This window comes from Rahnella sp. NRRL B-41462 (assembly GCF_003263525.1).
GTDB classification, from domain to species: Bacteria; Pseudomonadota; Gammaproteobacteria; order Enterobacterales; family Enterobacteriaceae; genus Rahnella; species Rahnella aceris.
Window position 1 is genome coordinate 24,150 of the sequence record NZ_JYDF01000054.1, and the last position, 26,050, is coordinate 50,199.

Below are 26,050 nucleotides of genomic sequence, written 5' to 3' on the forward strand. Positions count from 1 at the left end.
AATATTTACTAGTATGCGTTTTACTTCTGCTTTCCTGTTCATAATAACCAAACAAAGAAGCGCATACCGATGAAGAACACATCATTAAATAAAATATTAGTACTTTTATTATTTTCCTTATCAATGAATTTGCGGGCGCAGGAACAGGTTGTCCCCGCCGAACATAATGAATCAGCACCACCGGAAATAACGCCGGTCAGCCGCGATGCCACTGCTTATCGCTTTTATGGCGAAATGGGCGGCGGCGGCAGCGTGTATTTAAATGGCAAAGATCAGCATAAATACAGCGACGGAACCTATATCGAAGGTGGTCTGGAAATAAAACACGGCAACTGGTTCGGGCTTATTTACGGCGAAGGCTGGACGGTACAGGCTGATCATCACGGAAACGCCTGGGTGCCTGATCACCGCTGGGGCGGATTCGAAGGCGGCTTAAACCGTTTTTACGGTGGTTATCGTACTGATCGGGGCACCGAATTTATCCTCAGTATGCGCAACGATTCCTCGCTGGATGACCTGCAATGGTGGGGCGATTTCACGCCGGAATACGGCTACGTGATCCCTAATACCCGCGATTTAACGCAGGCAGTGAAGGTGCAAAACCTGACCGGCAAGTTCCGTTACAGCCTGACCGCCGCACCGCAAAGCCGTGTTAATGAAAGCACGGCGTTACTGCATTTCGGAAAATACGACCGTTATTCAGATAAATACACCTATCAGGCGATGGTCAACGGCTACACGCAATATGATCTGATGGAAGGGCTGACGCTGCTCAACGGTCTGGAACTGACCGATGGCACCGGGCAGCTATTCCTCGCGGGTTTGCAGGGTAAAAATCTGGCAGGGCGCGTCTGGCATCACACCGGCAAAGGCGACAGCAGCCATTCCGGCCACGAATCAGGAATGATGGTCAGCGCCATGGTTGAAGCGGTCACCGGACTGTATTTATCCACCGCGTACAGTTATGCCGAACATTCGCGGGATACTACTTTCGATACCACCACGTCTTACGCACAGGCCGGTATCTGGTACGAATATTACGGCGGCCGGTTCGCGACCGCATTAGACAGCAAATTCTATATGAGCAATGACAATACCGGCGCCAGCAACTCGGTATTTCTTATGCAATATTTCTACTGGGGAAGATCATAATGAAAAAAATTAATCCGCACCGGCCGCTCAGTTTAATTATCTGCGCTGCTTTATTTATTTCTGCACACGCACAGGCAGAAAACGCCGAGACTTTGCGGGCTGATTCGTTTAAAAACGTTATTAACCGTACCGGCGCGCCGCAATATATGCTCGATTATGATTTCGACGAGCATCAGCGTTTTAATCCTTTATTTGATGAGGGTGCCTGGCACGGGCATTTACTGCCGTCTGGCCCGCAAGGTATGGGCGGATTCCCTGGACCGGCGCTGCTGACCGAAGAATATATCAACTTTATGGCCGATAACTTTGACCGGCTGACGGTGCATAAAGCCGGACAAAAAGTCGCGCTGAGCATGACCGCTTACAGCATTCCCGGAGCGCTTGTTCAGACGCTGACCGCGCCCGGCATCCGCATCGACATGACCCTGCGTTTCGTGACGTCCCGCACTTCTTTGCTGGAAACTAAAATCACCACGGATTCCCCGCTGGAACTGGTCTGGGACGGCGAACTGCTGGAAAAGCTCCGCGCTCAGGAAGGAAAACCGCCATCGGATAAAACCATCGGGCAGGAATATCCGGGGTATACGCGCCAGATCCTGCCGGTTGCTGACGGCCTGCGTGTGATTTTCGGCAAAGTGCGCGAGGCCTCAAGCCTGATGACCTCCGGCGAGTCCGAATATCAGATCCACAAATCCCTGCCGATGCAGATGACGGTTACAGGCCATCAGTTTACCGGCAAAGCCAAAATCGCCGGTTCCACCACGTTTTACACCACTTATTCGCATCTGCTGACGGCCGCTGAGGTTCAGAAAGAGCAGCCGAAAATCCAGGATATTCTGGCGCATCCCCAGCCTTATCTGGATGCCTCGCAAAAACGCTGGGAAGGCTACCTGAATGCCGGTCTGACAAACCCGAAAGCAACCAAAGATCAGGAACGTGTGGCGGTGAAAGCCATCGAAACATTAACCGCTAACTGGCGCGGGGCGGCAGGTGCGATGAAGTTTGATTCGGTGACGCCATCGGTGACTGGCCGCTGGTTCTCCGGCAATCAGACCTGGCCGTGGGACACCTGGAAACAGGCGTATGCGATGGCGCATTTCAATCCCGAGGTGGCGAAAAACAATATCCGCGCCGTGTTTGCCTTTCAGATCCCGCCCGGTGATCCGGTTCGTCCGTGGGATGCCGGTTTTGTACCTGATCTGATTGCCTATAACCCGGGTCCGGAACGTGGCGGCGATGGCACCAACTGGAATGAGCGCAACACGAAACCGAGTCTGGCGGCGTGGTCGGTGATGGAAATCTACAAAACGACCGGTGATAAACAATGGCTGGCGGAGATGTACCCTAAACTGGTCGCTTATCACGACTGGTGGCTGCGTAACCGTGACCACAACCATAACGGCGTGCCGGAATATGGCGCCACGCGCGATAAAGCGCATAACACCGCTGACGGCAAAATGTTGTTTACCGTCAGGGAAGGGCAGAAAGAACAGACCGAATCCGGGCTGAAAAACTACGACCGCGTGGTGAAATCCGGTCAGTACGACAGCATCGAAATCCCGGCGCAGGTGGCGGCTTCGTGGGAATCGGGGCGGGATGATGCGGCGGCCTTCGGTTTTATCGATGCCGATCAGCTGGCGAAATACATCAAAAATGGCGGTAAAAAACAGGACTGGCAGGTCAAATTCGCCGAAAACCGTTCGGATGACGGAACGTTGCTGGGGTATTCGCTGTTACAGGAATCCGTCGATGAAGCCAGCTATATGTACAGCGACAACAAATACATGGCCGAAATCGCCGACATTTTGGGCAAGAAAACAGCCGCCGCAGATTTTCGCGCGAAAGCCGTCAAACTGGCCGGATACATCAACACCTGCATGTTCGACAGCCGCAGCGGCTTCTTCTATGACATCCGCATTGAAGACAAACCGCTGGCCAACGGCTGCGCGGGCAAACCAATCGTCGAACGCGGCAAAGGCCCGGAAGGCTGGTCACCGTTGTTTAACGGCGCAGCGACGCAGGCGCATGCCGACGCCGTGGTGAAAGTGATGAAAGATGTGCGCGAATTTAACACCTATGTGCCGCTGGGCACCGCCGCACTGACCAATCCGGCGTTCGGTGCAGACATTTACTGGCGCGGCAGGGTCTGGGTCGATCAGTTATATTTCGGTCTGAAAGGCATGGAGCAATACGGTTACCGCGAAGATGCCGTCAAAATGGCGCAGGCCTTCTTTGATCACGCCGATGGTCTGGTTTCGGATGCGCCTATCCGGGAAAACTACAATCCGCTCAACGGCCAGCAGCAGGGCGCACCTAACTTCTCGTGGAGCGCAGCGCATCTTTACATGCTATACAACGACTTTTTCGGGCAGGGGAAATGAGGCGGTAAGGGCTGAATTTCAGGCACAAAAAAAACCGCTTCAGAGAGCGGTTTTTTTGTTGGGTGATTCAGTTAGCGCTAAATCAACCCAGTTTCACGCTTTAATAATAAGCGGGATCAGGCAACCCAAACGCCACTAACTTACACCAGGGGTGGGAAGGCAGCAAGTTTAAATTCTATACACATATCCTTATTGTTTTTATGGTCTTGGTGGTAGCATCTGCGCGGGGCTAGTTTGCCCGTTTAGCGACGGGTCACCGGGCTTGAAATTAGCACTTGAGTACCGCGCGGACAGGCAACCCAAACACTGCTTGTCCTTCTCCAGTCGGTCCCGGTGCTTATTGGTGAAACGCGGTTGTAAAAGGCCGCATCAATGAATAAGTGTATTTATGCACTGATCGTTGTACTGGGTTCTTTGATGACAACTGCTGGTGATGGATGGAACGTTAATGTTTCTCATATCAACATCAATGTCAGCACGGGCCCGGGTTTGTAGCAGTAGAGAAACCGCCCTTCGGGGCGGTTTTTTTATCTCAGGCTTTACGCCCTAATCCCCAGCACACCAGTCCCGCCACCAGCAGCGACGGAATTGTTGCACCGATATCCGGCAGCATATTTGCCATCAGATGATAAACCACAATGCCGGTAATCCAGGCTGCGAGGGAACGTATATTCAGGTCTTTTTGTGTCTGCCTGCGCAGAACAAAATGATGCGTCAGCACCACACCAAACAGCGGCGCAAACACGGAGCCAATCAGCAGCAGGAAGTTTTCGTATTGCGTCAGCGGAACGGCCCAGGCGATCAGCGTACACAGCAGGCCGATACCCAGCGTCAGTTTACCCACGCTGACCGGCAGGGAAGTCCCCGCCGACACCGCCGCTGAGTGAATATCCGCAAAGGCATTTTCATGCTCATCCACCAGAATCAACAGCAGCGGGATGCCCAGCGCAATGCCAGAAAGCGCCAGCAGCAGCGCATTGGCATCGGTCGAGGTGCTGACAAACGCCAGCGTATACGCCACGCCGAGCGCCATCATCCACACGCTGCCGAGGAAATATCCGCAGGCCGTTCCCCAGAAGTTTTGCCGCGCAGATTTGCCGAAACGGGTGTAATCCGACACCAGTGGCAGCCACGAAAATGCCATCGACACCACAATATCGCAGGCCAGTGCGAACGGCATCGAACCGTCCCCGGCTTTATGCCACAGTGTGGATAAATCGGCGTGCAGGAACAGATAACCGGTCAGCCACGCACAGCTCGCCAGCAACAGCCAGATCCCCCAGCGGCGCAGTACCAGGCGGATAAACGCCAGCGGCCCGCTGGCCGCCAGCAAGGTGGCAACGACGCCGAAAATAAACGTCCAGAGGGTCGGATTCGCCCAAAAACTGCCGTCGCCCCAGGCGCGTTTTGCCAGCAGACTGGCCGCATCGCGCATCACCACAATTTCGAACGCGCCCCAGCCGATCAACTGGATCAGATTGAACAGCACCGGCAGTGCCACGCCGCGTTTGCCGAGGCTCAGCCTCAGCGATGCCATCGACGACATGCCCGTCTGCCCGCCGGTCACCCCGACCAGCGCCAGCAGCGCAACGCCGACGGCAGACCCCAGCACAATGGCTGCCAGCGAGCCCGCCAGCCCGAGGCCCGGAGCCAGAATGGCACCGGCCTGCAATACCATCAGACCCATACCGAGCGAGAACCACAGCGAGAATAAATCAGACCAGCCCAGCACCCGTGATTTTTCCGGCACAGACGCCTGAGGCGAATAAATACTATTATCTTTCATGAGGTTAATTTCGTGGCTAAAGCGAAGGTCTGTTATAGCATATTGCGGTGAGATTCTGATGAAGGGCGGAGCGGAAGCGCACTTTCCGGCGGGCAGCCTGGGGATTTCAGGCACAAAAAAGCCGCTTCAGAGAGCGGTTTTTTATATCGTATCCTGTCATTTCGAGTGGATCACAATCATCCCCAATTTTTCCAGCAAATGACTCTGCTGCCAGTCGTCGATTTTCACGCCATCCAGATCGACTTTACGGATATTCAGCTCACCCAGATCGGAGTTCGTCAGGTCGCAATGGGTAATGTTGACGTTATTCCAGTCGAACTCGGTGAATTCGCCGCCGGAAAGGTCGGAGCCGCTGAAGTTTGCGCCCTGCACGTTCGCGCCGGTCCAGCGGTTTTCCCATAACTCGCATTTCTCCAGAATGACTTTGCTGAAGTTCGCGTAGCTGAAGTTATTTTTGGTCATGAAGGCGCTGCAAAACCAGGTGCGCGAGGTGATCATATTCATAAAACTCGCGCCGCTGAAATCTGCGCCAGTGGCTTTGCATTCACGGATTTCGCATCCCAGCGCCTGAATGTTTTTAAAATCAGCCATCGTCAGATCACAGCGTTTAAAGCTGGCATCCTGCAATTTTGCATGCTGGAAAGAGCAGCCTTTTTGTTCCCCATCATCGTAAAACAGACAATCGACGAACGCCGTTTCTGACAGATCGGTGCTGTCAAAACGGCAGCGGTAAAAGCGGCAGTTCTCCAGTGTCTCGCCGGTAAACTGCCTGATGCTAAAGCGTTGATCGGTAAATACTTGATTGGTGAACATCATCAATCCTTTTGATTTTTTATTTCAGTTATAAATAGGTTATCAGATGTTCCAGGTCACGTTAATGATTTTATATGATTAGCAGTTTTTTTATTTGTATAATATTTTCAATCTGATTAATTATTAAGTAAGTGGCTAAGGAGGTGCTTTTATTTTAATCTCTTCTTTATTTACTTTTGAGCAGGGAGCATTAATATATGCTTGCACCGGATAAAAAAGTTTTCACCAAAAAGACAGCAGGCGAAAAGATCTTACGCAATACCCGCAACAGATGGTCTTCACAAACCAGTGAGAGCATGATGCGTAATGGTATTCTGTGGCAGCCCGGCAAGAAAACGATAGATGATTATTCTGTGCATAACTATCACGCATTACGAATAGCACTGGGTAAATTGACGATTCAGGAGCAGATTTTTTTCAATACCCTGACTCAGGCACCTTTCTATGCTGTTCACTGTACAGATTCACTTGATGTGGTCAATAAAAACAGCGATCTGATTTTATATTCGAGGAAGAAATTAATCAGTAAGGGGATCCGGTTTAATGCAGATAATACTCAGCCTATAGATATTTCGATGTTGGGAAATGACGGTTATGTGTTTTTTTCTTTAGAAGTGGGTTCACCATTACTGAAATCCTCAAGTCGCTTTGGCAGTATATTTTATAAAATAACCTATTCTCATCCGGTTTTCCGAAACTCATCAATGGTATTAACCGATCAGGTTGCTCTGGTGATACCGCGATGCCATATTCCCGAGCTGAGCAGAGAGGCTGTCAGGATATTAGAAGTCCGGCAGCTTGATCGTCTCGCGATAATTTTTAATGGGAAAATGCTCTCCGTTTTAGGGTTGGCTTATTCTATTATCCTCACTAACAGAAGTTTACCGGTAGCAGATCAGAAAATAGTCCTTTCTGCCAGAACTCACACAGAACTGTCAAACGTGGTGAACAGTTTTTACCGACCGGAAATTCGCGTTCCGAAAATGGTGGGCATCAAATCTGATGAGTACTCAATAAATATGGATCATTACAAACCACGCGTTATGAGTTCAAGTGAAAGTGATGAAGATTTTGACGAAATAGAATACATTGGCTCGGGGTCAGATTATTCAGACGGTGAAGACTGATAGCCTGCTGTCTTTTGAGCCTCAGGTGGGGGACTCCGGGACAATCTCATTGGCGCATAATGAGGTTATCTGTAAATTTAATCGCCATAATTTTGCCCAATTCCCTGCCTGTTACTATGCTGAAAGACTTAAAGGAACTCAGGTAAAGGAAAATCCAAAATGCGTCTTTCCCCTCTTTTTCTGGCTATTACTTTGGCATGCAGCCAATATGCGGCCGCTGCGCAATTCACATCTGCACCGGCATCAACGCAGGAGCACGTCATGAATCACGCTATTAATGCCGATAACCCATTTCTGAAACCCAGCCCGCTGGAATACCAGGCGCCGCAATTTAATCTCTATAAAGACAGCGATTATGAACCGGCGATCCTCGAAGGCATCCGCCAGAAACTGGCTGAAGTCGATAAAATCGCCAGCGACAGCGCGCCGCCAACCTTTGAAAATACTTATGTGGCCCTGGAAAAATCCGGCGTCATGCTGCAACGCGTGCAAAACGTTTTTGGCGCGATGACCGGCGCGAATACCAACGATACGCTGCAAAAAATTGACGAAGATACCTCGCCAAAACTGGCGGCGATGGATGACAGCATTCATCTCAACAGCAAGCTGTTTGCGCGGCTGAAAGCGGTCTATGACCAGCGCAGCAGCCTGAAAATTTCCCCCGAATCACAGCGCCTGATTGAGGTGACTTTTAAGGATTTCGAGCTGTCAGGTGCCAATCTTTCGGATGCGGATAAAGACAAACTCAAAGCGCTGAATCAACAGGCGGCAACGCTCAGCACGCAGTTCACTAATAAATTGCTGGCCGCCACCAAAGCGGGCGGGCTGACGGTGAAAGATAAAGCGCAGCTTGCCGGGCTGAGTGACGCCGAATTATCGGCAGCCGCGCAGGCCGCCAAAGACCGCAAGCTGGATAATGCCTGGCTTCTGGTTTTGCAAAACACCACGCAGCAGCCGTTGTTACAGTCACTGGATGACCGCGACACGCGCCAGGCACTGTATGAGGCCTCAATCAATCGCGCTGAAAAAGGCGATGCCAACGACACCCGTGAGCTGATTGCGAAGCTGGCAAAGGTCCGCGCGCAGCAGGCTCAGGTGCTGGGTTTCCCGAGTTATGCCGCGTGGAAACTGGAAGATCAGATGGCGAAAACGCCGCAGGCTGCACTGGATTTCATGCACAAAATTGTGCCAGCCGCGACCGCCCGCGCGCAGCGTGAAGCGCAGGATATTCAGGCAGAAATCGATAAACAGAAGGGCGGCTTCAAAGTGACTGCCTGGGACTGGCAGCACTACGCCCAGCAGGTTCGCAAAGAGAAATATGATCTGGACGACGCGCAGATCAAACCCTATTTCGAGCTGAATAATGTGCTGGAAAACGGCGTGTTTTATGCCGCTAACTTGCTGTATGGCATCACCTTTAAAGAACGCAAAGACCTGCCGGTTTACAATCCTGATGTGCGGGTTTTTGAGGTGTTCGATAAAGACGGTAAATCGATGGCGCTGTTCTACGCCGATTATTATCAGCGCGATAATAAAGGCGGCGGCGCATGGATGAGCAACTACGTCGATCAGTCGAAATTGCTGGGTACGAAACCGGTGATTTACAACGTGGCGAATTTCCAGAAACCGGCGGCGGGGCAACCGGCGCTGCTGTCGTGGGACGACGTTATCACTATGTTCCACGAATTTGGTCACACGCTGCATGGCCTGTTTGCCGATCAGGAATATCCGGGTCTTTCCGGTACTGCGACGCCGCGTGATTTTGTCGAATTCCCGTCGCAGTTTAACGAGCACTGGGCGAGTGATCCGAAAGTGTTTACTCACTTCGCCAAACATTATCAGACCGGTGAAGTGATGCCGCAGGCCTTGCAGGACAAAATCGAGAAGGCCAGTAAGTTCAACAAAGGCTATGACATGACCGAACTGCTGGCGGCTGCGTTACTGGATATGCACTGGCACAGCCTGAGCGCGGACGCACCGCAGCAGGATGTTGATAAGTTTGAAGCGGAGTCGCTGGCGAAAGATAAAGTGAATCTGGCGTATGTGCCGCCGCGCTACCGTTCCAGCTATTTCCAGCACATCTGGGGTAACGGCTATGCCGCCGGGTATTACGCCTATCTGTGGACCGAAATGCTGGCCGATGATGCCTTTGCCGGTATCACTGAGCAGGGTGGGCTGACGCGGGAGAACGGTCAGAAATTCCGTGATCAGATCCTCTCACGCGGTAACAGCGAAGATCTGGAAAAACTCTACGAAACCTGGCGTGGCAAGGCTCCGTCAATTGAGCCGATGCTGAAAAACCGCGGACTGGAGGAGTAAAAATAGCCGTGCCCGGTATCACGCCGGGCACGGACACTCTTGCTGTGAATATTTAAAATCAACGCCCGAAAAACGTCGCTTCTCCCGCTGAAATTCCCCTATGCTTTTCCCCATGTTTCCGGTCTGCGAGTGAAATCATGCTGTTCGATTTACCTGACGATGATGTGCTTTATGCTGCGCTGATTGCCCGTGATCCGGCCTATGACGGCTTTGCTTTTGTCGGCGTCAAAAGCACCGGTATTTTTTGCCGCCTGACCTGCCCGGCACGAAAACCTAAGCGCGAGAACTCGGTATTTTATCCGTCGATGGTCAGCGCGATGGAAGCCGGATTCCGGCCCTGTAAACGCTGCCGGCCGCTGATGCAGGGCGGAGAAAAAGACCCGCTGGTGCTGAAATTGCTGGCTGCGCTGGAAAACGAGCCAGACAAAAAGTGGAGCGAGGGCGATGTGCAGGCGATGAACGTTGATCCTTCCACCGTCCGCCGCGCCTTTAAACGACAGTTTGGCATCACTTTTCTGGAAATGGCGCGCTTACGCAGAATCGGCAAGGGTGTCGATGCGCTGGCCGGGGGAGAGCCGGTAATTGATGCCCAACTGGATGCAAGTTTTGAATCCGGCAGCGGATTTCGAGCGGCGATCACCCGTCAAATCGGGCTGAACCCGAGCCAGGCCAGAAAGCATCAGTTTCTGAAGGCTGACTGGCTGGATACGCCGATCGGTTCCATGCTGGCGATCGCCAGCCACGACGCACTGTATCTGCTGGAGTTTATTGATCGTCCGGCATTACCTAATGAAATTGAGCGGCTGAAACAACTGACGTCCTCTGAAATTATTTTTGGACGAACGCCGCTGATTGATCAGCTCGAACTGGAACTGGCGGCGTATTTCGCGGGTGAAAAGCACACATTTATCACGCCACTGGCGGAATTCGGTTCATTGTTTACCCGTAAAGTCTGGGATGCGCTCAGGGCTATTCCGGCGGGTGAACTGCGCAGTTACTCCGCGCTGGCGGCGGATATCGGGCAGGCCACGGCTTCCCGCGCAGTCGCCCGTGCCAACGGGGCTAACCAGATTTCAATCCTGATCCCTTGTCATCGCGTCATTGGTGCTGATGGTTCGCTGACCGGTTACGGCGGCGGATTATGGCGCAAGCGGTGGCTGATTGAACACGAACGAAGAATGGCGTTGAGCCGCTAAACGAGGAGCAGGGTATGAATCAGCAAAGTCGGGCACTGGCATTTTCACAACTTCACCAGAAGCACAATCCGGTCATTTTATACAACATCTGGGATGCGGGCAGCGCGCTGGCGGTGGCGCAGTCGGGGGCAAAAGCCATCGCTACCGGAAGCTGGTCGTGTGCGGCGGCGCAGGGGTATCAGGATGGCGAAGCCATGCCTTTTTCCAGCCTGTTACGGACGGTGCAACGCATTGCCTCTGTGATCAGTCTGCCGCTCACGGTGGATTTCGAGACCGGTTATGGTGCGGATCGCCGCGACAACCTGAGCGCACTTTTGCAGGCGGGTGTCGTGGGTATTAATGTTGAGGATCAGCAAATGGGATTATCCGCGCTGAACGGCGTCCGTGAACAATGCGAGATTCTGAACTCGCTTCGTCAGGTGGCGGAAAATCAGGGAATGGCGTTATTTATCAATGCGCGCACCGATGTCTTTTTACAGGAACCCGACGCCACGCGGCATCCGGTGCTGATGGCGGAAGCTAAAAAGCGGCTGACTGCCTATAAGGATGCGGGAGCCAGCGGTTTTTTTGCCCCCGGTTTGAGTGACCTGACACTGATTGCCGAACTCTGTGAGGTATCAGCGCTGCCGGTGAATATTATGGCCAGCAATCTGACACCACCGCTGGCTGATCTCACTGCGGCGGGTGTCAGCCGGATAAGCTATGGCCCGCATCCTTATATCGGGCTGATGGAAACCCTTAAACAGCACGCGGCTGTGCTGTATTAGCCGCCAGACGGTGCCCCATCCAGAAGAACAGCAGACCGCCAACCGAGGCGGCAATCAGCGCGATAAACATCACCGGCGGGGCGGTGTAACTGAGCAGAAAACCACACATGACCGGGTTTATCGCGCCACCCAGATTGCTCAGGTTCTGCATGCCGTAATAGCTGCCCTTCATATTTTCCGGCGCGATAAAGTCGATAAACATATATTCCACCGGGATAACAATCAGTTCGCCAAAGCTGAAAATCGCCATCGCGATCACCCAAAGCAACACTGATTGTCCGGCGGTCATAAAGCCGATCAGGCCGATGATGAAGAAAATCGTGCCGAGAAGCAGCCATTTCAGCAGGCTGTTTTGTTTCATCCGGCTGCTTAATACGTACTGGAAGGTGATAACAATCACGGCGTTGGTGATCATCACCGCGCCGATGATTTTGTACGCAAAAGCGGCGTTTGAGACCAGAATCAGGTACTGGGAGAGATAACCGGCGAATTGCCCGAACACCACCGAACCCAGCGTGCTGCCCAGTGTGAAGTAAATCAGACGACGGTCATGGGCCAGAATGCTCAGTGTCTGACGAAGGTTCGGTTTTGGCAGGGGTTTCTGTTCCTGTTCTGTTTGCGGCGGTTTATGCGGGATATTGCGCAATCCCCAGGTCAGGGAAATCACGGTACCGAGCGCCAGTACGCCGGAAATCACGAACGGCAGCAGCGGGCTGAAACCCGCCAGCCACACGCCCAGCGACGAGCCCACCGCCCAGCCGACATTCACCAGCGTGTAATTCATCGAAAATGCCTTCACCCTTTTTTCTACCGGCAACCAGCTGGCGATACAGGCTTTGAGCGTGATGCTGAGCAGGGCGTAAGCGGCATTGAGCAGCGCCAGTACCAGCAGCACGCCGGTCACATTCGGCAGAAACGGCAACAGTAAAAAGCTCAGCCCGAACAGGCTGATGGAGACGGTAATCAGCGTCCGGTGATTGAATTTATCCACCAGATAGCCGCCGTACAGACTACTGAGAATCCCGATTGCCAGGCTGGCACCGAGAATGATCCCGACGCTTTTGGGCAGCAGATGATAGTGCTCAGTCAGATAAATAGTGATAAACGGCAGTGTGACGCCACGTCCGATAGTGAGTACTAACGAACTGGCTAACAGCGCAAGAATTAATGGCGGCATTCCCTTCATGTTGAATGGCATTCCCTGATTAACAGCAACATTTTCGTTACATCATAAAGGAGTCTGTACAGTATTTTTCATTACAAAAAAGAGGGATTTAAGAGAGTTGCACGGGATAACCCGCGCAGGTCGTGGCCCGGCTTATAACTTCTGCGGCGCAACGCCGTGGAACAGCAAAAGGGCGACGTGTTTACGCAACATATCGGGGGAAATGGGCGACGCGCCTTCCTGTCTCATTTTCATTGAGGCCATCGGGAACAGCGTCAGACCGAACAGGGAAATGAACAGCAATGCCGGATTGAGATCCGGATTCAGTTTTCCTTCGGCCTGCCAGCGGGTAATGCATTCCTGTACGATTTTGCGGTTTTTGTCGCCGTTACGTTCTTCCATGCGTTTTTTCAGCATACCGCTTTCGCTGATGACTTCCCGCACCCACAGCGGTGCCACCCACGGGTATTTTTCTGCCGCATCAATCATGCACTGCGCCATATTAGTGATCGCCAGAAGCGGATCGTCGGCATGTGTTTGGAAAATATCAGTAAATCCGGCACGGACTGGCTGAAAACGTTCGTCGATCATCACGTCCAGCAGTTGTTCGCGGGTCTTGAAATAGTAATGCAGCATGGCAGTAGTGACGCCTGCTTCTTTGGCGATCATGCTCAGCGGCGTTTCGGCAATGCCGTATTGGGCAAACAGTTTCAGGGCGGCGTCCAGCAGCAGTTCACGCTTATCCGCTCCGGATTTTGCACTGCGCGGACGACCCGGACGACGCACGGGCGTGTTGGCTTCGTTTTGATCCTTTTGTGCGGATCCTGGCGTTTCTGAGATTTTTCTGTCTGCCATAAGGAGGGCGATCCATTGACCAGATGAATTTGATGCTTCAATATTAATTATACAGTTAATTAATTACAAGTCAGGATGTCATTCATGACGACAATAAATTCGGCACAGAGCGAGGTGGCGGAACAGAAGCCTTCGATAAAGCTGCTGTTCTCCGCGCTGATGCTGGTGATGCTGCTGGCCGCCCTCGACCAGACGATTGTGTCCACCGCGCTGCCGACTATCGTCAGCGAGCTCGGCGGACTGGATCAGCTCTCGTGGGTGGTGACCTCTTATCTGCTGGCCTCCACCATTGTGGTGCCGCTGTACGGTAAGTTTGGTGATCTGCTCGGTCGCAAAATCGTGCTGCAAACGGCGATTATCGTGTTCCTGCTCGGTTCGGTATTGTGCGGACTGGCGCAGAACATGACGCAGCTGATTCTGATGCGCGCCCTGCAGGGGCTGGGCGGCGGCGGGCTGATGGTGGTCAGTATGGCGGCGGTCGGCGATGTCATTCCGCCGTCCGAGCGTGGGAAATATCAGGGGCTGTTCGGCGGGGTATTTGGTCTGGCGACGGTTATCGGGCCGCTGATCGGTGGTTTTCTGGTTGAGCATATTTCCTGGCGCTGGATTTTCTACATCAATCTGCCGCTGGGGATTTTCGCCCTGCTGGTGATTGGCGTGGCGCTGAAATCGCAGACTGCGCGCATCCGCCATGAAATCGATTTTCTCGGCGCGGGTTATCTCGCGGCGGCGCTGACCTGCATCATCTTGTTCACCAGCGAAGGTGGCACGGTGTATCAGTGGTCGGATCCGCAACTGTGGTGCATTCTGGCGTTCGGGCTGGTGACCCTTGGTGGCTTTATTTATGAAGAAACGCTGGCGGCCGAGCCGATCATTCCGCTGGGTCTGTTCCGCGACCGCACCTTCCTGCTCAGTTGCGCAATCAGCTTTATTATCGGCATGTCACTGATGGGGTCGATGACCTTCCTGCCGCTGTATTTGCAGGTGGTGAAAGGCTCGTCGCCGTCAGAAGCGGGGATGCAACTGCTGCCGCTGATGGGCGCATTGCTGTTCAGTTCGATCGTCAGCGGGCGTCTGATCAGCCGTATTGGCCGTTATCGTATTTTTCCGATTATCGGCACCTTACTGAGTTTCGCCGGTATGGTGCTGCTGGGTTTTCTGAAAGTCAGCACGCCGGTACATATGCTGTATCTCTACATCGGCGTGCTCGGTTTCGGCCTGGGGATGGTGATGCAGGTGCTGGTGCTGGCGGTACAAAACTCGGTATCGATGAAACAAATGGGCGTGGCGACCTCCGGTGTGACACTGTTCCGCTCGATTGGTGGTTCCATCGGCGTGGCAATGTTTGGGGCGATTTTCACCCACGTTCTGCGTGATCAACTGGTGGCGCTGATCCCCGAAGGCACGGTGCTTCCCCGCTCACTCAGCGCGCAGGCGGTGCAGGAATTACCGGCCGCCATCCGCGCTGATTATTTGCAGGCATTTGGCTCGGCGCTGCACTCGGTATATCTGATTGCCGCGTGCGTGATGGTGCTGGCGTTTGTCCTGTCGCTGCTGCAAAAAGATGCGGTGCTGAAGAAATAACCGGCCGCAATCCCGGCGATTTGCACTAAGCTTTCCCCTTTACGGCGTTGAAATGGCATGGAAACCAGCAACGCCGGCAGGGATATCATAAAGGGGATCGCTATGCTGTTTCGCCGTTTCGAGCGAATGATCGACATCTTCCGTGAGGCACCGGCTGCTGAACCGCCGGATCAGGTTCTGCCTTTCTATCTTTATTATCTGCGTCAGGTCTGGCCGAGTTTCGCCGTTTTACTGGTGGTGGGACTGATCGGTGCGCTGATTGAGGTTTCGCTGTTCAGCTATCTCAGCCAGATTATCGACCTGACCAAAGACACACCGCCGGGCAGTTTTTTCACCGACCATATGGGCGAGCTTTTATGGATGGCGGCGGTGGCGATGATCCTGCGGCCGGTGTTTATCGGGTTGCATGATTTGCTGGTTCACCAGGCTATCAGTCCCGGCATGACCAGCATGATCCGCTGGCAGAATCATAAGTATGTCCTCAAACAGAGCCTGAACTTTTTCCAGAGCGATTTCGCCGGACGCATTGCCCAGCGCATTATGCAGACTGGTAACTCGTTGCGCGATTCGGCGGTGCAGGCGGTGGACGCCATCTGGCATGTGGTGATTTACGCCGCCAGTGCGCTGTTCCTGTTTGCCGAGGCGGACTGGCGGCTGATGATCCCGCTGATTATCTGGATCTTCGGTTACGGCGTTTGCCTGCGTTATTTCGTGCCGCGTGTGAAACAACGCTCGGTGCAGTCATCGGAAGCGCGCTCAAAACTGATGGGCTGCATCGTCGACGGTTACACCAACATCACGACGCTGAAACTGTTTGCGCATACCGATCTCGAGCAAAAATACGCGCGCGAAGCGATTAGCGAACAGACCGAGAAAACCCAACTGGCAGGGCGTCTGGTCACCGGCATGGACGTGTCGGTCACCACGCTGAACGGGTTGCTGATTGTCAGCACCACCGGTCTGGCCTTGTGGCTGTGGACCCAGTCGCTGATAAGCGTCGGGGCTATCGCGCTGGCGACGGGTCTGGTTATTCGTATAGTGAATATGTCCGGCTGGATCATGTGGGTGGTGAACGGTATTTTCGAAAATATCGGCATGGTGCAGGACGGCCTGCACACCATTGCGCGGCCATTGACGGTAACGGATATCCCGCAGGCGAAAGCGCTGAAAGTCGATCAGGGGGCGATCCACTTTGATCACATTCAGTTTAATTACGGCAAAGAGAATTCCGGAGAAGGCGGCAGGGTGATCCCCAATCTGGATCTGGCAATCCGTCCCGGCGAGAAGATCGGCCTGATCGGGCCTTCCGGCGCGGGGAAATCCACGCTGGTGAATCTGCTGCTGCGTCTGTATGACATCGACAGCGGTCGCATTCTGATTGATCAGCAAAATATTGCCGACGTCACGCAGGAAAGCCTGCGCGCGCAAATCGGTATGATTACCCAGGACACCTCGCTGCTGCATCGTTCCATCCGCGACAACCTGCTGTACGGCAGGCCGGGCGCGACGGAAGAGGAGTTGCAACTGGCAATTCGTCAGGCGCGTGCCGATGAATTCATTCCGCAACTTTATGATTCGCTGGGCCGTACCGGGCTGGATGCGCATGTCGGTGAGCGCGGCGTCAAACTTTCCGGCGGCCAGCGTCAGCGTATTGCGATTGCCCGCGTATTACTGAAAAACGCACCGATCCTGATCATGGATGAAGCCACGTCGGCGCTGGATTCCGAAGTGGAAGCGGCGATTCAGGAAAGTCTGGAAACGCTGATGGGCGGTAAAACGGTGATTGCCATTGCGCACCGCTTATCGACGATTGCCAAAATGGACCGTCTGGTGGTGCTGGAAAAAGGGCAGATTGTTGAGACGGGCAATCACGCCGAGCTGCTGGCGCACGGCGGGCTTTATGCGCGCTTGTGGCAACACCAGACCGGCGGATTTGTCGGCATGGATTAGGGCCCGAGCTTAACAGACGTCGTGCCGGTAGGGCAGCACTTCGCGGGCTTCGTCCGCCCAGCGCTGCACGGCGGCACGCTCTTCCACTAAAAAATCTTCCACGGCGTCACGCAAACCCGGATGCCGTAAATAGTGCCATGAGTCGGTGATCACCGGCTCAAAGCCACGCAGCAGTTTGTGTTCGCCCTGTGCGCCCGCATCAAACCGTTTGAGGCCGCTGGCAATCGCGTATTCCATTCCCTGATAAAAACAGGTTTCAAAATGCAGCCGGTCGAATTCCGCCACGCATCCCCAGTAGCGGCCATAAAACGTATCACCGCTGATTAAACTGAACGCCATGGCGACATCACGGCCATTTTGCTGCGCGAATACCACGCGGATCGCCTCCGGCATTCTTTCCGCCAGCAGGCTGAAAAATGTGCGGGTCAGATACGGTGACTGGCCGCGTACCGCATAGGTATTGCTGTAGCAGGCATAAACGAAATCCCATTGTGCTTCAGTCACCTGCGCGCCTTTCAGCCAGACAAATTCAATGCCCTGCGCGGCCACCTGTTCGCGCTCTTTGCGAAACTGTTTGCGCTTGCGTGAGGTGAGTGCGTCGAGGTAATCCTGAAAATCGCGATAACCGCGGTTCTGCCAGTGATATTGCAGGCCCTGCCGGTGCTGCCAGACCGCTTCACCGCCGATCAGCCGGTTAGCGCGCTCATCGGTAAAATTGATGTGTGCGCCGGTCAGGCCATTTTCTTGCAGAAAATCCGGCAGTGCCTGCAACAGACTGATCGCAGCAGATTCATCGCCCAGCAGCCGTGCGCCGGTCACCGGGCTGAACGGCACCGCACCCAGCCATTTCGGGTAATAGGCAATACCTGAACGCTGGCAGGCATCCGCCCAGCCCTGATCAAACACGTATTCGCCGTAAGAATGGCGTTTGCGATAGCCGGGAATGGCGGCGCGGATTTCCCCGTTTTCCTGCCAGAGAAGATGCTGCGGATGCCAGCCGGAATGCGGCCCGAGGCTGCCGCTGTCTTCCAGCGCGGATAAAAATGCATAGCTGAGGAAAGGCTGCTGCGCAGGCACCAGCGCATCCCACTGTGCGGCTGGCAAATCAGCCAGACGGTTTAACGTGATAACAGGCATCAATTATTCTCGCTGTGGCGTAAAAGAGAAATCAGTTAACTGTCGTGCAGGCAGGGGGATATTACGGCAGAGGTTAGGATAACAATATAATAAGTCTTAAGTCGCTGATTTATCATCCGGAACATTATTTAAAAATGTTCCGGATGTTTTATTTAACGGGTAATTAACTGGCGCGTACTTCCGGGTTATCGGACAGCGAAATAAAGGCTCCGCTTTTCGCATCAAAGGCTTCGATGCAACCCGATTCAATATCATACACCCAGCCGTGCAAGGTAATTTCCCCTTTCGCCAGGGCGACCGCTACGCAAGGATGCGTGCGCAGGTTACTCAGCTGGGCCACGACGTTCTGGTGCACCATACCGTTGACGCGTGCCTCAGGGTTTGCGTGTTCGACGGATTCATTGATGGCTTTTGCGGCATCGGAATAACGCAGCCAGTGTGCGACCGCTGGCATGTGATCCAGACAGGTGCAGTTGGCAATCGCGCTCATTGCGCCGCAGTTGGAGTGCCCGCAGATGACGATATCTTTTACGCCCAGCGCCATGACGGCGTACTCCACCGTGGCGGAAACGCCGCCCGGTTCCGGCCCGAATGGCGGCACAATATTACCGGCATTACGGATAACAAACAGTTCGCCCGGTTCACGCTGCGTGACTAATTCCGGCACTAACCGGCTGTCAGAACAGGATATAAACAAGGTCTTAGGATTTTGGTTTAACGCGAGTTCTTTGAATAACTTAGAACGCTGTGGAAACGCCTCTTTCTGGAATCTGAGGAAACCTTCAATGACATCTTTCATAGGGGAATTCCATGTATTTCAATGCCAGTGAGTCTGCCACGAAAAAAAAGGCAGATCAATCAGACACAATATCAACACTATTTACAGGGAAATAAGCAGGCACAAAATAATATCATTTACCGGCGATAAGAATTTCACATTCTGTTTTTTTAATGCCATACCTTTATCTCAGCATTATTCGTCCCCATATTTCCTCTACCCCCTCAGTGAAGGAGTCTGTATGACAATCGAATACGCTATTTTCGGTGGTGGCTGTTTCTGGTGTACAGAAGCGGTGTTCAAAGACGTCATTGGCGTGGAGTCGGTGGAAAGTGTCTACACCGGCGGGCGTCGCCCGAACCCAAATTATGAGCAGGTCTGTACCGGCACGACCGGTCATGCGGAAGCCATCCGCGTGGGGTTTGACCCGGAAAAACTGACTTACGGTGATTTGCTGGATATTCACTTTGTGACGCACGATCCGACCCAGCTTAACCGCCAGGGAAATGACGTCGGCACGCAATACCGTTCGGCGATTTTCCCGGCCAATGAACAGCAAAAAGCAGAGGCGGAAGCGGCGATACTGCGCGCGCAGCACGATCACAGTGATCCGATTGTGACCAGCATCGAACCACTCGGCGAAGTGTATGTGGCCGAAGGCTATCACCAGAACTACTGGGATGGTGCGGGGCAGCAGAACCGTTATTGCATGGCGGTGATCCCACCGAAACTGCAAAAGTTGCGCAAGAGTTTTGCGCAGCGGACGAAATCGTTACAGCAGTAAAAACACCCTTATCCGTTGCTCAGCCAGCACATTAATGCGTGCTGGCTGACGACGATTCATCTCCGCCTGTTATTCTTCCGGCAACACTCCCCCTTTTGCCCAATGTGATTTCGGTATTTCAGTGATCACCACATCCACACTTTCAGGTTTACATTTCAGGGTTTCTGCTGCCAGGCGGGTCACTTCGCGGACAAAGTCACGTTTTTGTTCGGGGGTACGGCCAGGAAACATTTCCAGACGGATCATCGGCATAGTAAATCCTTAGTGATTAGGCCCTCACGGCGGGGGCAGCCTCTATTCTACGTAAGGATTGGGAAGAATAAAGACGTGCAAAACAAAAGCCAGAACCTCTGTTCTGGCTTTTAATTGCTTCAGAATCCGTAGCGGATTGCATCCTTACTTTGCTGCATCAGTGCATCGATTTTTTCGGAAAATCGCTCCAGCCCTTTGCCGTCACCGGCTTCAGAGCACTGCCGCCGTCGCGCATTGTAGGCTTTCATCAGCTGTGCCTGTGCAAACCCCGGCTTGCCGTAACAGGCCATGCTTTGCTCCCAGCAGGCAATGGCCGCGTCCAGATCCTGCTGTTCCTGATACTGTTTTCCCAGCTCATTCAGCGCTTTCGCCGACTCCTGCGGCGGCAATTGCTGCGCCAGAATTTGCTCAATGCGTGTGTCCATAACCATGACCTCCGGCTTGCTTAGTGGAAGAAGTTGAGAATATGGCCGAATACCAGCCCGACGCTGATCACGTCTGAGTCACTGAACGTCACGTTCGAGAAGCCGAACTTGCCCAGCAGCGGCAGCAACAGCGCAGGCAGCAGGGTGATAAACAGGCCGTGGAAGATACCGCCGATAATCGCGCCGCGTCGTCCGCCGACTGCATTGCCGAAGATTCCCGCCGTGCCGCCTGCGAAGAAGTTGGTCAGCATGCCCGGTAAAATCATCGCCAGCCCGAGACTCGGGAACAGGAACATACCGATGATGGAGCCAATGGTGGTAGAGATGAAACCGATAATGACGGCGTTCGGTGCGTACGGGAAAAGCACCGGACAATCGAGTGCCGGAATGGCATTCGGGACGATGCGCAGGGCGATGCCGCGAAATGCCGGTACGATTTCCGCCAGCAACAGGCGCACACCCGACAGCAGAACGTAAACACCGACCACAAACTGAATGGATTGCAGGAACGAATAGACCAGATAATTAACGCTGTTGGCGTAAGGCGCGACGACTTCCGGGCCCGCGGCAATCGCCGGGATCAGGTAAATCGGGATCATCACCACCATCATCGACAGGTAGGTGTCCTGCAGGAACGAGAAAGATTGCGGCAGTTCGAAATCTTCGGTGCTTTTACTGACATCGCCGGTGATTTTCGCCACGCCTGCCTGCACGATATAGCCGATGGTGCAAAAATGGCCGAGTGCAATATCATCGGACCCGGTGATTTTACGCACAATCGGCTGAGCCAGCACCGGCATCCCGACGGCCATGACGCCCGCAATAATGCCGCCAGTCAGGATCAGTTCCGTGCCGCGCAAGCCGCCCATATAACCGATAACGGAACACACTGTGGCCATCCACAGCGATGCTTGTCCGGTGAGAAAGATATATTTGAAACGGGTCAGGCGGGCAATCAGGATATTAACGATAAACGCCAGAACCATAATTAATGCGGTTTCACGGCCGAGAGTTTGTTGTGCGATACCGGCAATAGAACCGACGTCGGTAACAATCCCGCGCATGTGAAACCCTTTCTGGAATATTTCACCCAGAAAGGTCAGGGCATTAACAATAATGCTGGCCCCGGAAAGCAGAACCAGAAAACCCAGCAGCGTTTTTAATGTACCGGTAATGATCTGGCCGGTGCTTTTCTTTAATGCGATCAGACCAATCATGGCGATCAGTGAGATTAAAATTGATGCCTGGCCTAATACATCATTGACAATAAAGTGAAGGAAAGACATAAGCGTCCCCTGTAGAGTTCACGGTAATTGTTTTATCGATTTATAAGTATTGTGAATTGAGTGGGTCTGTTATTAAGTGGCCAGGTGACCCATCTCCTGAAGAATAGGCGTCAGCTTGCTCTTTATTTCATTTTTATCGACCAGTCTTTTCAGGTAAATAATATTGGCGTTGATGGTGTAATGCTGGAATTGCGATCTGAAATTTTCGCCGGTCATAATAATGTCGGCTCTTGAAGACGTGGCGCTTGAAATATCACAATGTGATAAATCGGCTTCCACACCCAGATCCTTCAGTGCCGCTTCGATACTCATTTCACAGGCAAAACTGCTGCCCAGACCCGCACCGCATACCGCCAGGATTGATAGCTTTTTCATCATTTTTCCTTACGTTCTTTGTAGGTGTTCATAAAGGGTTATGTTTATCTTTTTCACTTCACGTCTAAAACTGTCGGATAATCTCTAATGCTTCCTGCTTGTTTTTACTGCGTTTTAATCGTTCCGCTGCCTCGTCATCGCAGAACAGATGGGAAAGGCTGGCAATCATTTCGATGTGTGAATGGCTGTCCACCGCGGCCAGCGCGAAGATAACGTAAACCGGATCATTATCTTCACTGCCAAACTCAACGCCTTCTGAAACAATGACCAAAGACAGTGCCGTTCGGTTAACCCGCCGGGCGTGCGGCATCGCAATACCTTCGCCCAAAACATAATAAGGCCCGATTTCCCGGTGCATATCATATATAGCCTGAAGATAACGACTTTCCGCTGCGCCCGAATCAATTAATGGTTGCACGGCAAATGCCACGGCACTTTTCCAGTCATCTATTTTGCTAATGATTTGCGTGTTATTTTCATTAATCCAGTCGCTTAACATAATACCTCTTCATATGAATAGGGTCTTTTCTCAGTATGATATTTAATTAAAATAAAAACTGTGATCTATCCAATCCTATTAGCCATCAATGAAAGATAATAATTTCAAAAGACCTGAAAGAATGAATGATAGTAGAGGTTTAACAAGGTCCTGATATCAGAATTAACTTACTTTTTCAGTAAATGAATATTTCCTCCGGTCAGTATTTATTGAATTTGCGTATTGAATGAATTGATTATCCACGCATGAATATCAACAATATTTACAGGCTTATTTTGGCCGATAACATTCTGGTCAAAAGAATAAACTGGTCCCGGGGTTATTGGTCGTGCTTTTCCTGCGAGAATTTTTAATTCGGGAATATATTCTGCCCCGACATGTCCCGGTAAACGCTCGCCCAGCCGTGAAGAAAATCGTTCGGCCGCCAGTTCAGCATCAATCTGGCACCAGATTTCCACAACCTGCGATATGCCCGCCCGTTGCAGATAATCCTGCAACACCTCTTTGGGCTGAAAACCAAACCAGGCATCGACAATAAAGGTGCTGCCTTCGGGCGCGCCGCCGATGATGTCCCAGATAACCTGATAACTTGCCAGCCCGAGTACGCGGTTAAAAGGGCGGTCAACATTCTCTAATCGCTGAAGAAACGGATTTTTAATGCCATCAAGCGACAGTTGCAGCCAGCCGCTGTATGCAGAAAGCTCAACGGCGAGCCGGCTTTTACCTGACGCCGGGATCCCGTTCACCAGGATGACGCGTTTGCCGGTTGAGCCATTTCGTGAGGCATTTCTGTTTTCAGACATGTTCCACCTGTTGTGTCTGGTTGTGTGACGGTGCATGGAAATACTGTTCAATGACGGCCTGAAGTTCGTTCAGACGCGGTACCGCCAGCGATTCAAGACGGGATTTCGTCGCGTTGCGGTCCAGTGAGATGCAGTCTTTCCATAATGAACGGCCTGCGATAACGCCTGATGCGCCTTCGCTCATGGCATCTGCCACTTGTTTGAGGAAGGTGGAATGGTCAACCCCGGCAGAAAGCACGGCCCACGGCACGTCGCCAGCGAGTTTTGTGATGTCAGCACAGGCTTGTTTTGAGCCAGGATAAGGCAGTTTCAGCACCTTCGCGCCGCATTCCAGACAAATCTTGGTGCCGCCATAAATCAGAGACGGGACTTTTTCTTTATATTCTTCCTCGGTTTCGTTGTCGAGTTTATAGGTCAGAAACTCCACCACCAGCAGCAGGTCTTCGCGGGCGAAATCCTCAATGCTCTGGCGCAGAATATCAATGTTATGACGGTTTGCTGCTTCCTGGTCTGAACGCAGATACACCATGATTTTGCCGCCGGTTGCACCGAGTTCACGCACACGACGTGCATCGACATTCTCCACCAGCCGTGACAGGCGGTAGCCTTCCGGCGAACTGTCCCAGCCCGACGCATCCAGGCCAATCAGCAGCGCGGTGTCGCGGGCAATAATGCCGTTGTCCACCAGTTGCGGAACGGCACAGACCGGATCGACCAGTACGCAGGAGGCTTTGCTGGCAAGATATTGCGTGATGTCGGCTTTAATCAGCCCGAGTTCGTGTTCTGAAATGGCAGATTGCTGTTGCGGGTCGCTGGCGAGCAGGCTGCGCATGGCACCGCGCTGATCACAGGCGATCACCAGCATCGCGCCATTTTTACCGCAAATCTGCTGGTAGCTGCGTAATTCTGAGGTAGACATCTTTGACATGGAACTCTCCTTTGCGTGAAATTTATTACAGATTAAAAAATCTCGATTACACTGGACGTTCTGTCTTTCCCCCCTGAAAAAACGGGGCGGAAAATCGCGTAACATGCCGTATTACAAGGGTTGAAGCCCGATCCGGCACATTGCATTTTTACAGGTGTTGCGCAATAATCCCTCAATCGACGATTTGAGTGTAATTCATTACTGAAAGGAATTTCAAGCTGAAAGAGCCAATTTTGCAAGATATTGCAGCAACGCGTGCCATGATGCATCTGGTGGCGAAGCTGCATTACGAGTCTGATATGTCTCAGGTGGAGATTGCACGCAAGCTGGATGTGTCGACGGCAACCATTTCCCGGTTGTTGAATAAAGCCCGCGCGGCGGGGATTGTGCGCATCGAAGTGGTGGGATTATCGTCACCGGAAGACATGACGGCAGACCTGATAAAACGTCTCGGGCTGAAACATGCGTATGTTGTGGATGCACCGCCGGGTAATGTGCTCGGCGCGCTGGCGACGCCGCTGGCTTCTCTTTTACAGGAAGCCGGTTTAGGCGCGGGATCGGTGCTCGGCATCGGCTGGGGAAGAGCAGTGCGCGAAGTCACGCTGGCCGGTATGCCCCGTCTGCCGGGGATCATGACCGTGGCGCTCAACGGCGGGATGCAACAATCTGCGCCGCATTTTCAGATAACCGAGTTCGTGCGCCGTGCGGCGGAACAGATGGAAGGCACACCGTATTTTCTTCATGCCCCTTATCTTTCTTCGGCGGAACTGCGTGATGCGTTTCTCTCGGACCCGAGCGTGCAGGAAATCATTTCACTGTGGGACAAACTCGATGCGGCGATTGTCGGTGTGGGTCTGACGCATACCCCGAAACCGAGTGAATCCACTACCGCGACGCCCGGTGAGCAGGCATTGAGCGATGCCGCAGGCGATGTGCTGCGCCATTACTTCACGGGAACCGGAGAGTTATTGCACTGGGAAGGCGAGGAGCGAATGATTGCGGCCTCGGTTGAACAGCTACGCAATACGCCGCTGACTATCGGCGTGGCGGCAACGCCGGAAAAAGCGGCAGGGATTATCGGTGCCGTGCGTTCAGGCATGATTAATTCATTAGTGACAGACGTGAATACCGCACAGGCGATTCTGGATAAACTGCCGGTGGTCTGACGCCTGCTTGCTTAAAAAAGCAGTGCTTAAAAAATATGCTTAAAAGAAAAAGGCATTCCTTTGCGGGAATGCCTTTTCGTTTCTGCATCTATGCTATCACACCGCACCGTCGGAAATGCCGTGCCCTGATGAGCACTGCAGTTTCCCCGTAGTATGATTGATTTTCTTGTTGAACGTTTGGATGCAGGGAAGGTGGTTTGAAAATTAAAGCTACCAATAATCCTAATCGTGATTGAGGAGCATTCCGTTTTATCCAGAAATGTTAATTGATATTTGAGGATTTCGCGGGATTTCTGAAAAATAAATAATGATATATGTCAATTTTCACAAATTATTTATCCATTAAGACATCGTTACAACGACGAATTTTTTTCTTTTACGCATAAAAAAGAAAGGTTTTTTTCATTTTTATTAATTTAACTTATTGATTTTATTTTGTTTTTATTTGATGTGGTGTTTGCTAAATGATCATTTCAGTAAAAGTGGGTGTTCCACGGGGTATTTTGCTGGGAAAATAATGTG

General features: G+C 52.5%; 23 protein-coding genes. 10 read left to right on the forward strand and 13 right to left on the reverse strand.

Translation table 11 applies throughout. The features are described from left to right. Window positions 1–69: 69 nt before the first annotated feature. The gene (gene ygjJ, locus UC14_RS14255) at window positions 70–1,152 is read left to right on the forward strand and encodes a protein YgjJ (RefSeq protein WP_013573486.1); all 1,083 of its coding nucleotides are present in this window, start codon (window positions 70–72) and stop codon (window positions 1,150–1,152) included. Continuing rightward, window positions 1,152–3,533: an alpha-glucosidase gene (gene ygjK, locus UC14_RS14260; RefSeq protein WP_112197944.1), complete on the forward strand. Its 2,382-nt coding sequence runs from the start codon at window positions 1,152–1,154 to the stop codon at window positions 3,531–3,533. The genes ygjJ and ygjK overlap by 1 nt, the downstream gene beginning before the upstream one ends. Window positions 3,534–4,065: 532 nt before the next feature. Here ygjK and cytX read toward each other — a convergent pair. Next, the gene (cytX, locus tag UC14_RS14265; RefSeq protein WP_112197945.1) at window positions 4,066–5,319 is read right to left on the reverse strand and encodes a putative hydroxymethylpyrimidine transporter CytX; all 1,254 of its coding nucleotides are present in this window, start codon (window positions 5,317–5,319) and stop codon (window positions 4,066–4,068) included. A gap of 156 nt (window positions 5,320–5,475) precedes the next feature. Then, complete coding sequence (locus UC14_RS14270) at window positions 5,476–6,132, reverse strand: Qnr family pentapeptide repeat protein (protein ID WP_112197946.1); 657 nt, start codon at window positions 6,130–6,132, stop codon at window positions 5,476–5,478. A 197-nt stretch (window positions 6,133–6,329) separates the two neighbouring features. Here UC14_RS14270 and UC14_RS14275 point away from each other — a divergent pair, with 197 nt between their 5' ends. The 4 genes from UC14_RS14275 (at window position 6,330) to UC14_RS14290 (ending at window position 11,541) form a co-directional block, all read left to right on the forward strand. After that, window positions 6,330–7,259 (forward strand): hypothetical protein, encoded by a 930-nt coding sequence (locus tag UC14_RS14275; RefSeq protein WP_112197947.1) that lies wholly within the window; start codon window positions 6,330–6,332, stop codon window positions 7,257–7,259. A 159-nt stretch (window positions 7,260–7,418) separates the two neighbouring features. After that, complete coding sequence (dcp, locus tag UC14_RS14280; protein WP_112197948.1) at window positions 7,419–9,578, forward strand: peptidyl-dipeptidase Dcp; 2,160 nt, start codon at window positions 7,419–7,421, stop codon at window positions 9,576–9,578. A gap of 137 nt (window positions 9,579–9,715) precedes the next feature. Continuing rightward, window positions 9,716–10,774, forward strand: a complete 1,059-nt coding sequence (locus UC14_RS14285) for a bifunctional transcriptional activator/DNA repair enzyme AdaA (RefSeq protein ID WP_112197949.1) — start codon at window positions 9,716–9,718, stop codon at window positions 10,772–10,774. 14 nt (window positions 10,775–10,788) lie between these two features. Then, the gene (locus UC14_RS14290) at window positions 10,789–11,541 is read left to right on the forward strand and encodes an isocitrate lyase/phosphoenolpyruvate mutase family protein (RefSeq protein ID WP_013573492.1); all 753 of its coding nucleotides are present in this window, start codon (window positions 10,789–10,791) and stop codon (window positions 11,539–11,541) included. Here the strand turns inward: UC14_RS14290 and UC14_RS14295 are convergent. Both UC14_RS14295 and UC14_RS14300 read right to left on the reverse strand, forming a co-directional pair. Further along, the gene (locus UC14_RS14295) at window positions 11,513–12,727 is read right to left on the reverse strand and encodes an MFS transporter (protein WP_013573493.1); all 1,215 of its coding nucleotides are present in this window, start codon (window positions 12,725–12,727) and stop codon (window positions 11,513–11,515) included. The two genes, UC14_RS14290 and UC14_RS14295, sit on opposite strands and share 29 nt — an antisense overlap. Window positions 12,728–12,859: 132 nt before the next feature. Next, complete coding sequence (locus tag UC14_RS14300; RefSeq protein WP_112197950.1) at window positions 12,860–13,561, reverse strand: TetR/AcrR family transcriptional regulator; 702 nt, start codon at window positions 13,559–13,561, stop codon at window positions 12,860–12,862. A gap of 84 nt (window positions 13,562–13,645) precedes the next feature. Between UC14_RS14300 and UC14_RS14305 the strand changes: the two genes are divergently transcribed. Both UC14_RS14305 and UC14_RS14310 read left to right on the forward strand, forming a co-directional pair. Further along, the gene (locus tag UC14_RS14305) at window positions 13,646–15,145 is read left to right on the forward strand and encodes an MDR family MFS transporter (protein WP_013573497.1); all 1,500 of its coding nucleotides are present in this window, start codon (window positions 13,646–13,648) and stop codon (window positions 15,143–15,145) included. A 102-nt stretch (window positions 15,146–15,247) separates the two neighbouring features. Next, a complete protein-coding gene (locus tag UC14_RS14310; RefSeq protein ID WP_013573498.1) occupies window positions 15,248–17,095 on the forward strand; it encodes an ABC transporter ATP-binding protein in 1,848 nt (615 codons plus the stop codon). Between the two features lie 9 nt (window positions 17,096–17,104). Here UC14_RS14310 and UC14_RS14315 read toward each other — a convergent pair whose 3' ends face one another. After that, window positions 17,105–18,232 (reverse strand): GNAT family N-acetyltransferase, encoded by a 1,128-nt coding sequence (locus UC14_RS14315; protein WP_112197951.1) that lies wholly within the window; start codon window positions 18,230–18,232, stop codon window positions 17,105–17,107. Between the two features lie 163 nt (window positions 18,233–18,395). After that, window positions 18,396–19,031 carry a carbonic anhydrase gene (locus UC14_RS14320; protein ID WP_112197952.1) on the reverse strand — a complete coding sequence of 212 codons (636 nt, stop codon included), beginning with the start codon at window positions 19,029–19,031 and terminating at the stop codon, window positions 18,396–18,398. Between the two features lie 220 nt (window positions 19,032–19,251). Between UC14_RS14320 and msrA the strand changes: the two genes are divergently transcribed. Next, on the forward strand, window positions 19,252–19,794 hold the full coding sequence (gene msrA / locus UC14_RS14325) for a peptide-methionine (S)-S-oxide reductase MsrA (RefSeq protein ID WP_013573501.1): 543 nt from the start codon (window positions 19,252–19,254) through the stop codon (window positions 19,792–19,794). Between the two features lie 69 nt (window positions 19,795–19,863). Here the strand turns inward: msrA and UC14_RS14330 are convergent, their stop codons facing one another. From UC14_RS14330 to UC14_RS14360, 7 genes are all read right to left on the reverse strand, one after another. Beyond that, on the reverse strand, window positions 19,864–20,046 hold the full coding sequence (locus UC14_RS14330) for a 4-oxalocrotonate tautomerase (protein ID WP_013573502.1): 183 nt from the start codon (window positions 20,044–20,046) through the stop codon (window positions 19,864–19,866). Between the two features lie 119 nt (window positions 20,047–20,165). Next, window positions 20,166–20,471, reverse strand: coding sequence for a hypothetical protein (locus UC14_RS14335; RefSeq protein ID WP_013573503.1), 306 nt, complete (start codon window positions 20,469–20,471; stop codon window positions 20,166–20,168). Window positions 20,472–20,491: 20 nt separating this feature from the next. Then, on the reverse strand, window positions 20,492–21,757 hold the full coding sequence (locus tag UC14_RS14340) for a PTS sugar transporter subunit IIC (protein ID WP_013573504.1): 1,266 nt from the start codon (window positions 21,755–21,757) through the stop codon (window positions 20,492–20,494). A 72-nt stretch (window positions 21,758–21,829) separates the two neighbouring features. Then, window positions 21,830–22,132 carry a PTS sugar transporter subunit IIB gene (locus tag UC14_RS14345; RefSeq protein ID WP_013573505.1) on the reverse strand — a complete coding sequence of 101 codons (303 nt, stop codon included), beginning with the start codon at window positions 22,130–22,132 and terminating at the stop codon, window positions 21,830–21,832. A gap of 64 nt (window positions 22,133–22,196) precedes the next feature. Then, a complete protein-coding gene (locus UC14_RS14350) occupies window positions 22,197–22,631 on the reverse strand; it encodes a PTS sugar transporter subunit IIA (protein WP_112197953.1) in 435 nt (144 codons plus the stop codon). 206 nt (window positions 22,632–22,837) lie between these two features. Then, on the reverse strand, window positions 22,838–23,434 hold the full coding sequence (locus UC14_RS14355; RefSeq protein WP_112197954.1) for an AAA family ATPase: 597 nt from the start codon (window positions 23,432–23,434) through the stop codon (window positions 22,838–22,840). Continuing rightward, on the reverse strand, window positions 23,427–24,362 hold the full coding sequence (locus UC14_RS14360; RefSeq protein WP_013573508.1) for a tagatose-bisphosphate aldolase: 936 nt from the start codon (window positions 24,360–24,362) through the stop codon (window positions 23,427–23,429). Before UC14_RS14360 ends, UC14_RS14355 begins: the two co-directional genes overlap by 8 nt. Window positions 24,363–24,595: 233 nt before the next feature. On the opposite strand from UC14_RS14360, the gene UC14_RS14365 reads away from it, so the two are divergent. Then, entirely contained in the window at window positions 24,596–25,528 is a 933-nt protein-coding gene (locus UC14_RS14365) for a sugar-binding transcriptional regulator (RefSeq protein WP_013573509.1), read from the forward strand. Window positions 25,529–26,050: the final 522 nt, after the last annotated feature.

What these genes read in the sequence shown, in the direction of transcription:
- UC14_RS14335 (WP_013573503.1), bottom strand. Translation starts at nt 20,471, where the DNA reads ATGGACACACGCATTGAGCAAATTCTGGCGCAGCAATTGCCGCCGCAG.
- dcp (WP_112197948.1), top strand. Translation starts at nt 7,419, where the DNA reads ATGCGTCTTTCCCCTCTTTTTCTGGCTATTACTTTGGCATGCAGCCAA.
- UC14_RS14355 (WP_112197954.1), bottom strand. Translation starts at nt 23,434, where the DNA reads ATGTCTGAAAACAGAAATGCCTCACGAAATGGCTCAACCGGCAAACGC.
- UC14_RS14285 (WP_112197949.1), top strand. Translation starts at nt 9,716, where the DNA reads ATGCTGTTCGATTTACCTGACGATGATGTGCTTTATGCTGCGCTGATT.
- UC14_RS14275 (WP_112197947.1), top strand. Translation starts at nt 6,330, where the DNA reads ATGCTTGCACCGGATAAAAAAGTTTTCACCAAAAAGACAGCAGGCGAA.
- UC14_RS14330 (WP_013573502.1), bottom strand. Translation starts at nt 20,046, where the DNA reads ATGCCGATGATCCGTCTGGAAATGTTTCCTGGCCGTACCCCCGAACAA.
- UC14_RS14340 (WP_013573504.1), bottom strand. Translation starts at nt 21,757, where the DNA reads ATGTCTTTCCTTCACTTTATTGTCAATGATGTATTAGGCCAGGCATCA.
- UC14_RS14345 (WP_013573505.1), bottom strand. Translation starts at nt 22,132, where the DNA reads ATGAAAAAGCTATCAATCCTGGCGGTATGCGGTGCGGGTCTGGGCAGC.
- UC14_RS14295 (WP_013573493.1), bottom strand. Translation starts at nt 12,727, where the DNA reads ATGAAGGGAATGCCGCCATTAATTCTTGCGCTGTTAGCCAGTTCGTTA.
- UC14_RS14315 (WP_112197951.1), bottom strand. Translation starts at nt 18,232, where the DNA reads ATGCCTGTTATCACGTTAAACCGTCTGGCTGATTTGCCAGCCGCACAG.
- UC14_RS14310 (WP_013573498.1), top strand. Translation starts at nt 15,248, where the DNA reads ATGCTGTTTCGCCGTTTCGAGCGAATGATCGACATCTTCCGTGAGGCA.
- UC14_RS14350 (WP_112197953.1), bottom strand. Translation starts at nt 22,631, where the DNA reads ATGTTAAGCGACTGGATTAATGAAAATAACACGCAAATCATTAGCAAA.
- msrA (WP_013573501.1), top strand. Translation starts at nt 19,252, where the DNA reads ATGACAATCGAATACGCTATTTTCGGTGGTGGCTGTTTCTGGTGTACA.
- ygjK (WP_112197944.1), top strand. Translation starts at nt 1,152, where the DNA reads ATGAAAAAAATTAATCCGCACCGGCCGCTCAGTTTAATTATCTGCGCT.
- UC14_RS14270 (WP_112197946.1), bottom strand. Translation starts at nt 6,132, where the DNA reads ATGTTCACCAATCAAGTATTTACCGATCAACGCTTTAGCATCAGGCAG.
- UC14_RS14305 (WP_013573497.1), top strand. Translation starts at nt 13,646, where the DNA reads ATGACGACAATAAATTCGGCACAGAGCGAGGTGGCGGAACAGAAGCCT.
- cytX (WP_112197945.1), bottom strand. Translation starts at nt 5,319, where the DNA reads ATGAAAGATAATAGTATTTATTCGCCTCAGGCGTCTGTGCCGGAAAAA.
- UC14_RS14360 (WP_013573508.1), bottom strand. Translation starts at nt 24,362, where the DNA reads ATGTCAAAGATGTCTACCTCAGAATTACGCAGCTACCAGCAGATTTGC.
- UC14_RS14290 (WP_013573492.1), top strand. Translation starts at nt 10,789, where the DNA reads ATGAATCAGCAAAGTCGGGCACTGGCATTTTCACAACTTCACCAGAAG.
- UC14_RS14300 (WP_112197950.1), bottom strand. Translation starts at nt 13,561, where the DNA reads ATGGCAGACAGAAAAATCTCAGAAACGCCAGGATCCGCACAAAAGGAT.
- UC14_RS14320 (WP_112197952.1), bottom strand. Translation starts at nt 19,031, where the DNA reads ATGAAAGATGTCATTGAAGGTTTCCTCAGATTCCAGAAAGAGGCGTTT.
- ygjJ (WP_013573486.1), top strand. Translation starts at nt 70, where the DNA reads ATGAAGAACACATCATTAAATAAAATATTAGTACTTTTATTATTTTCC.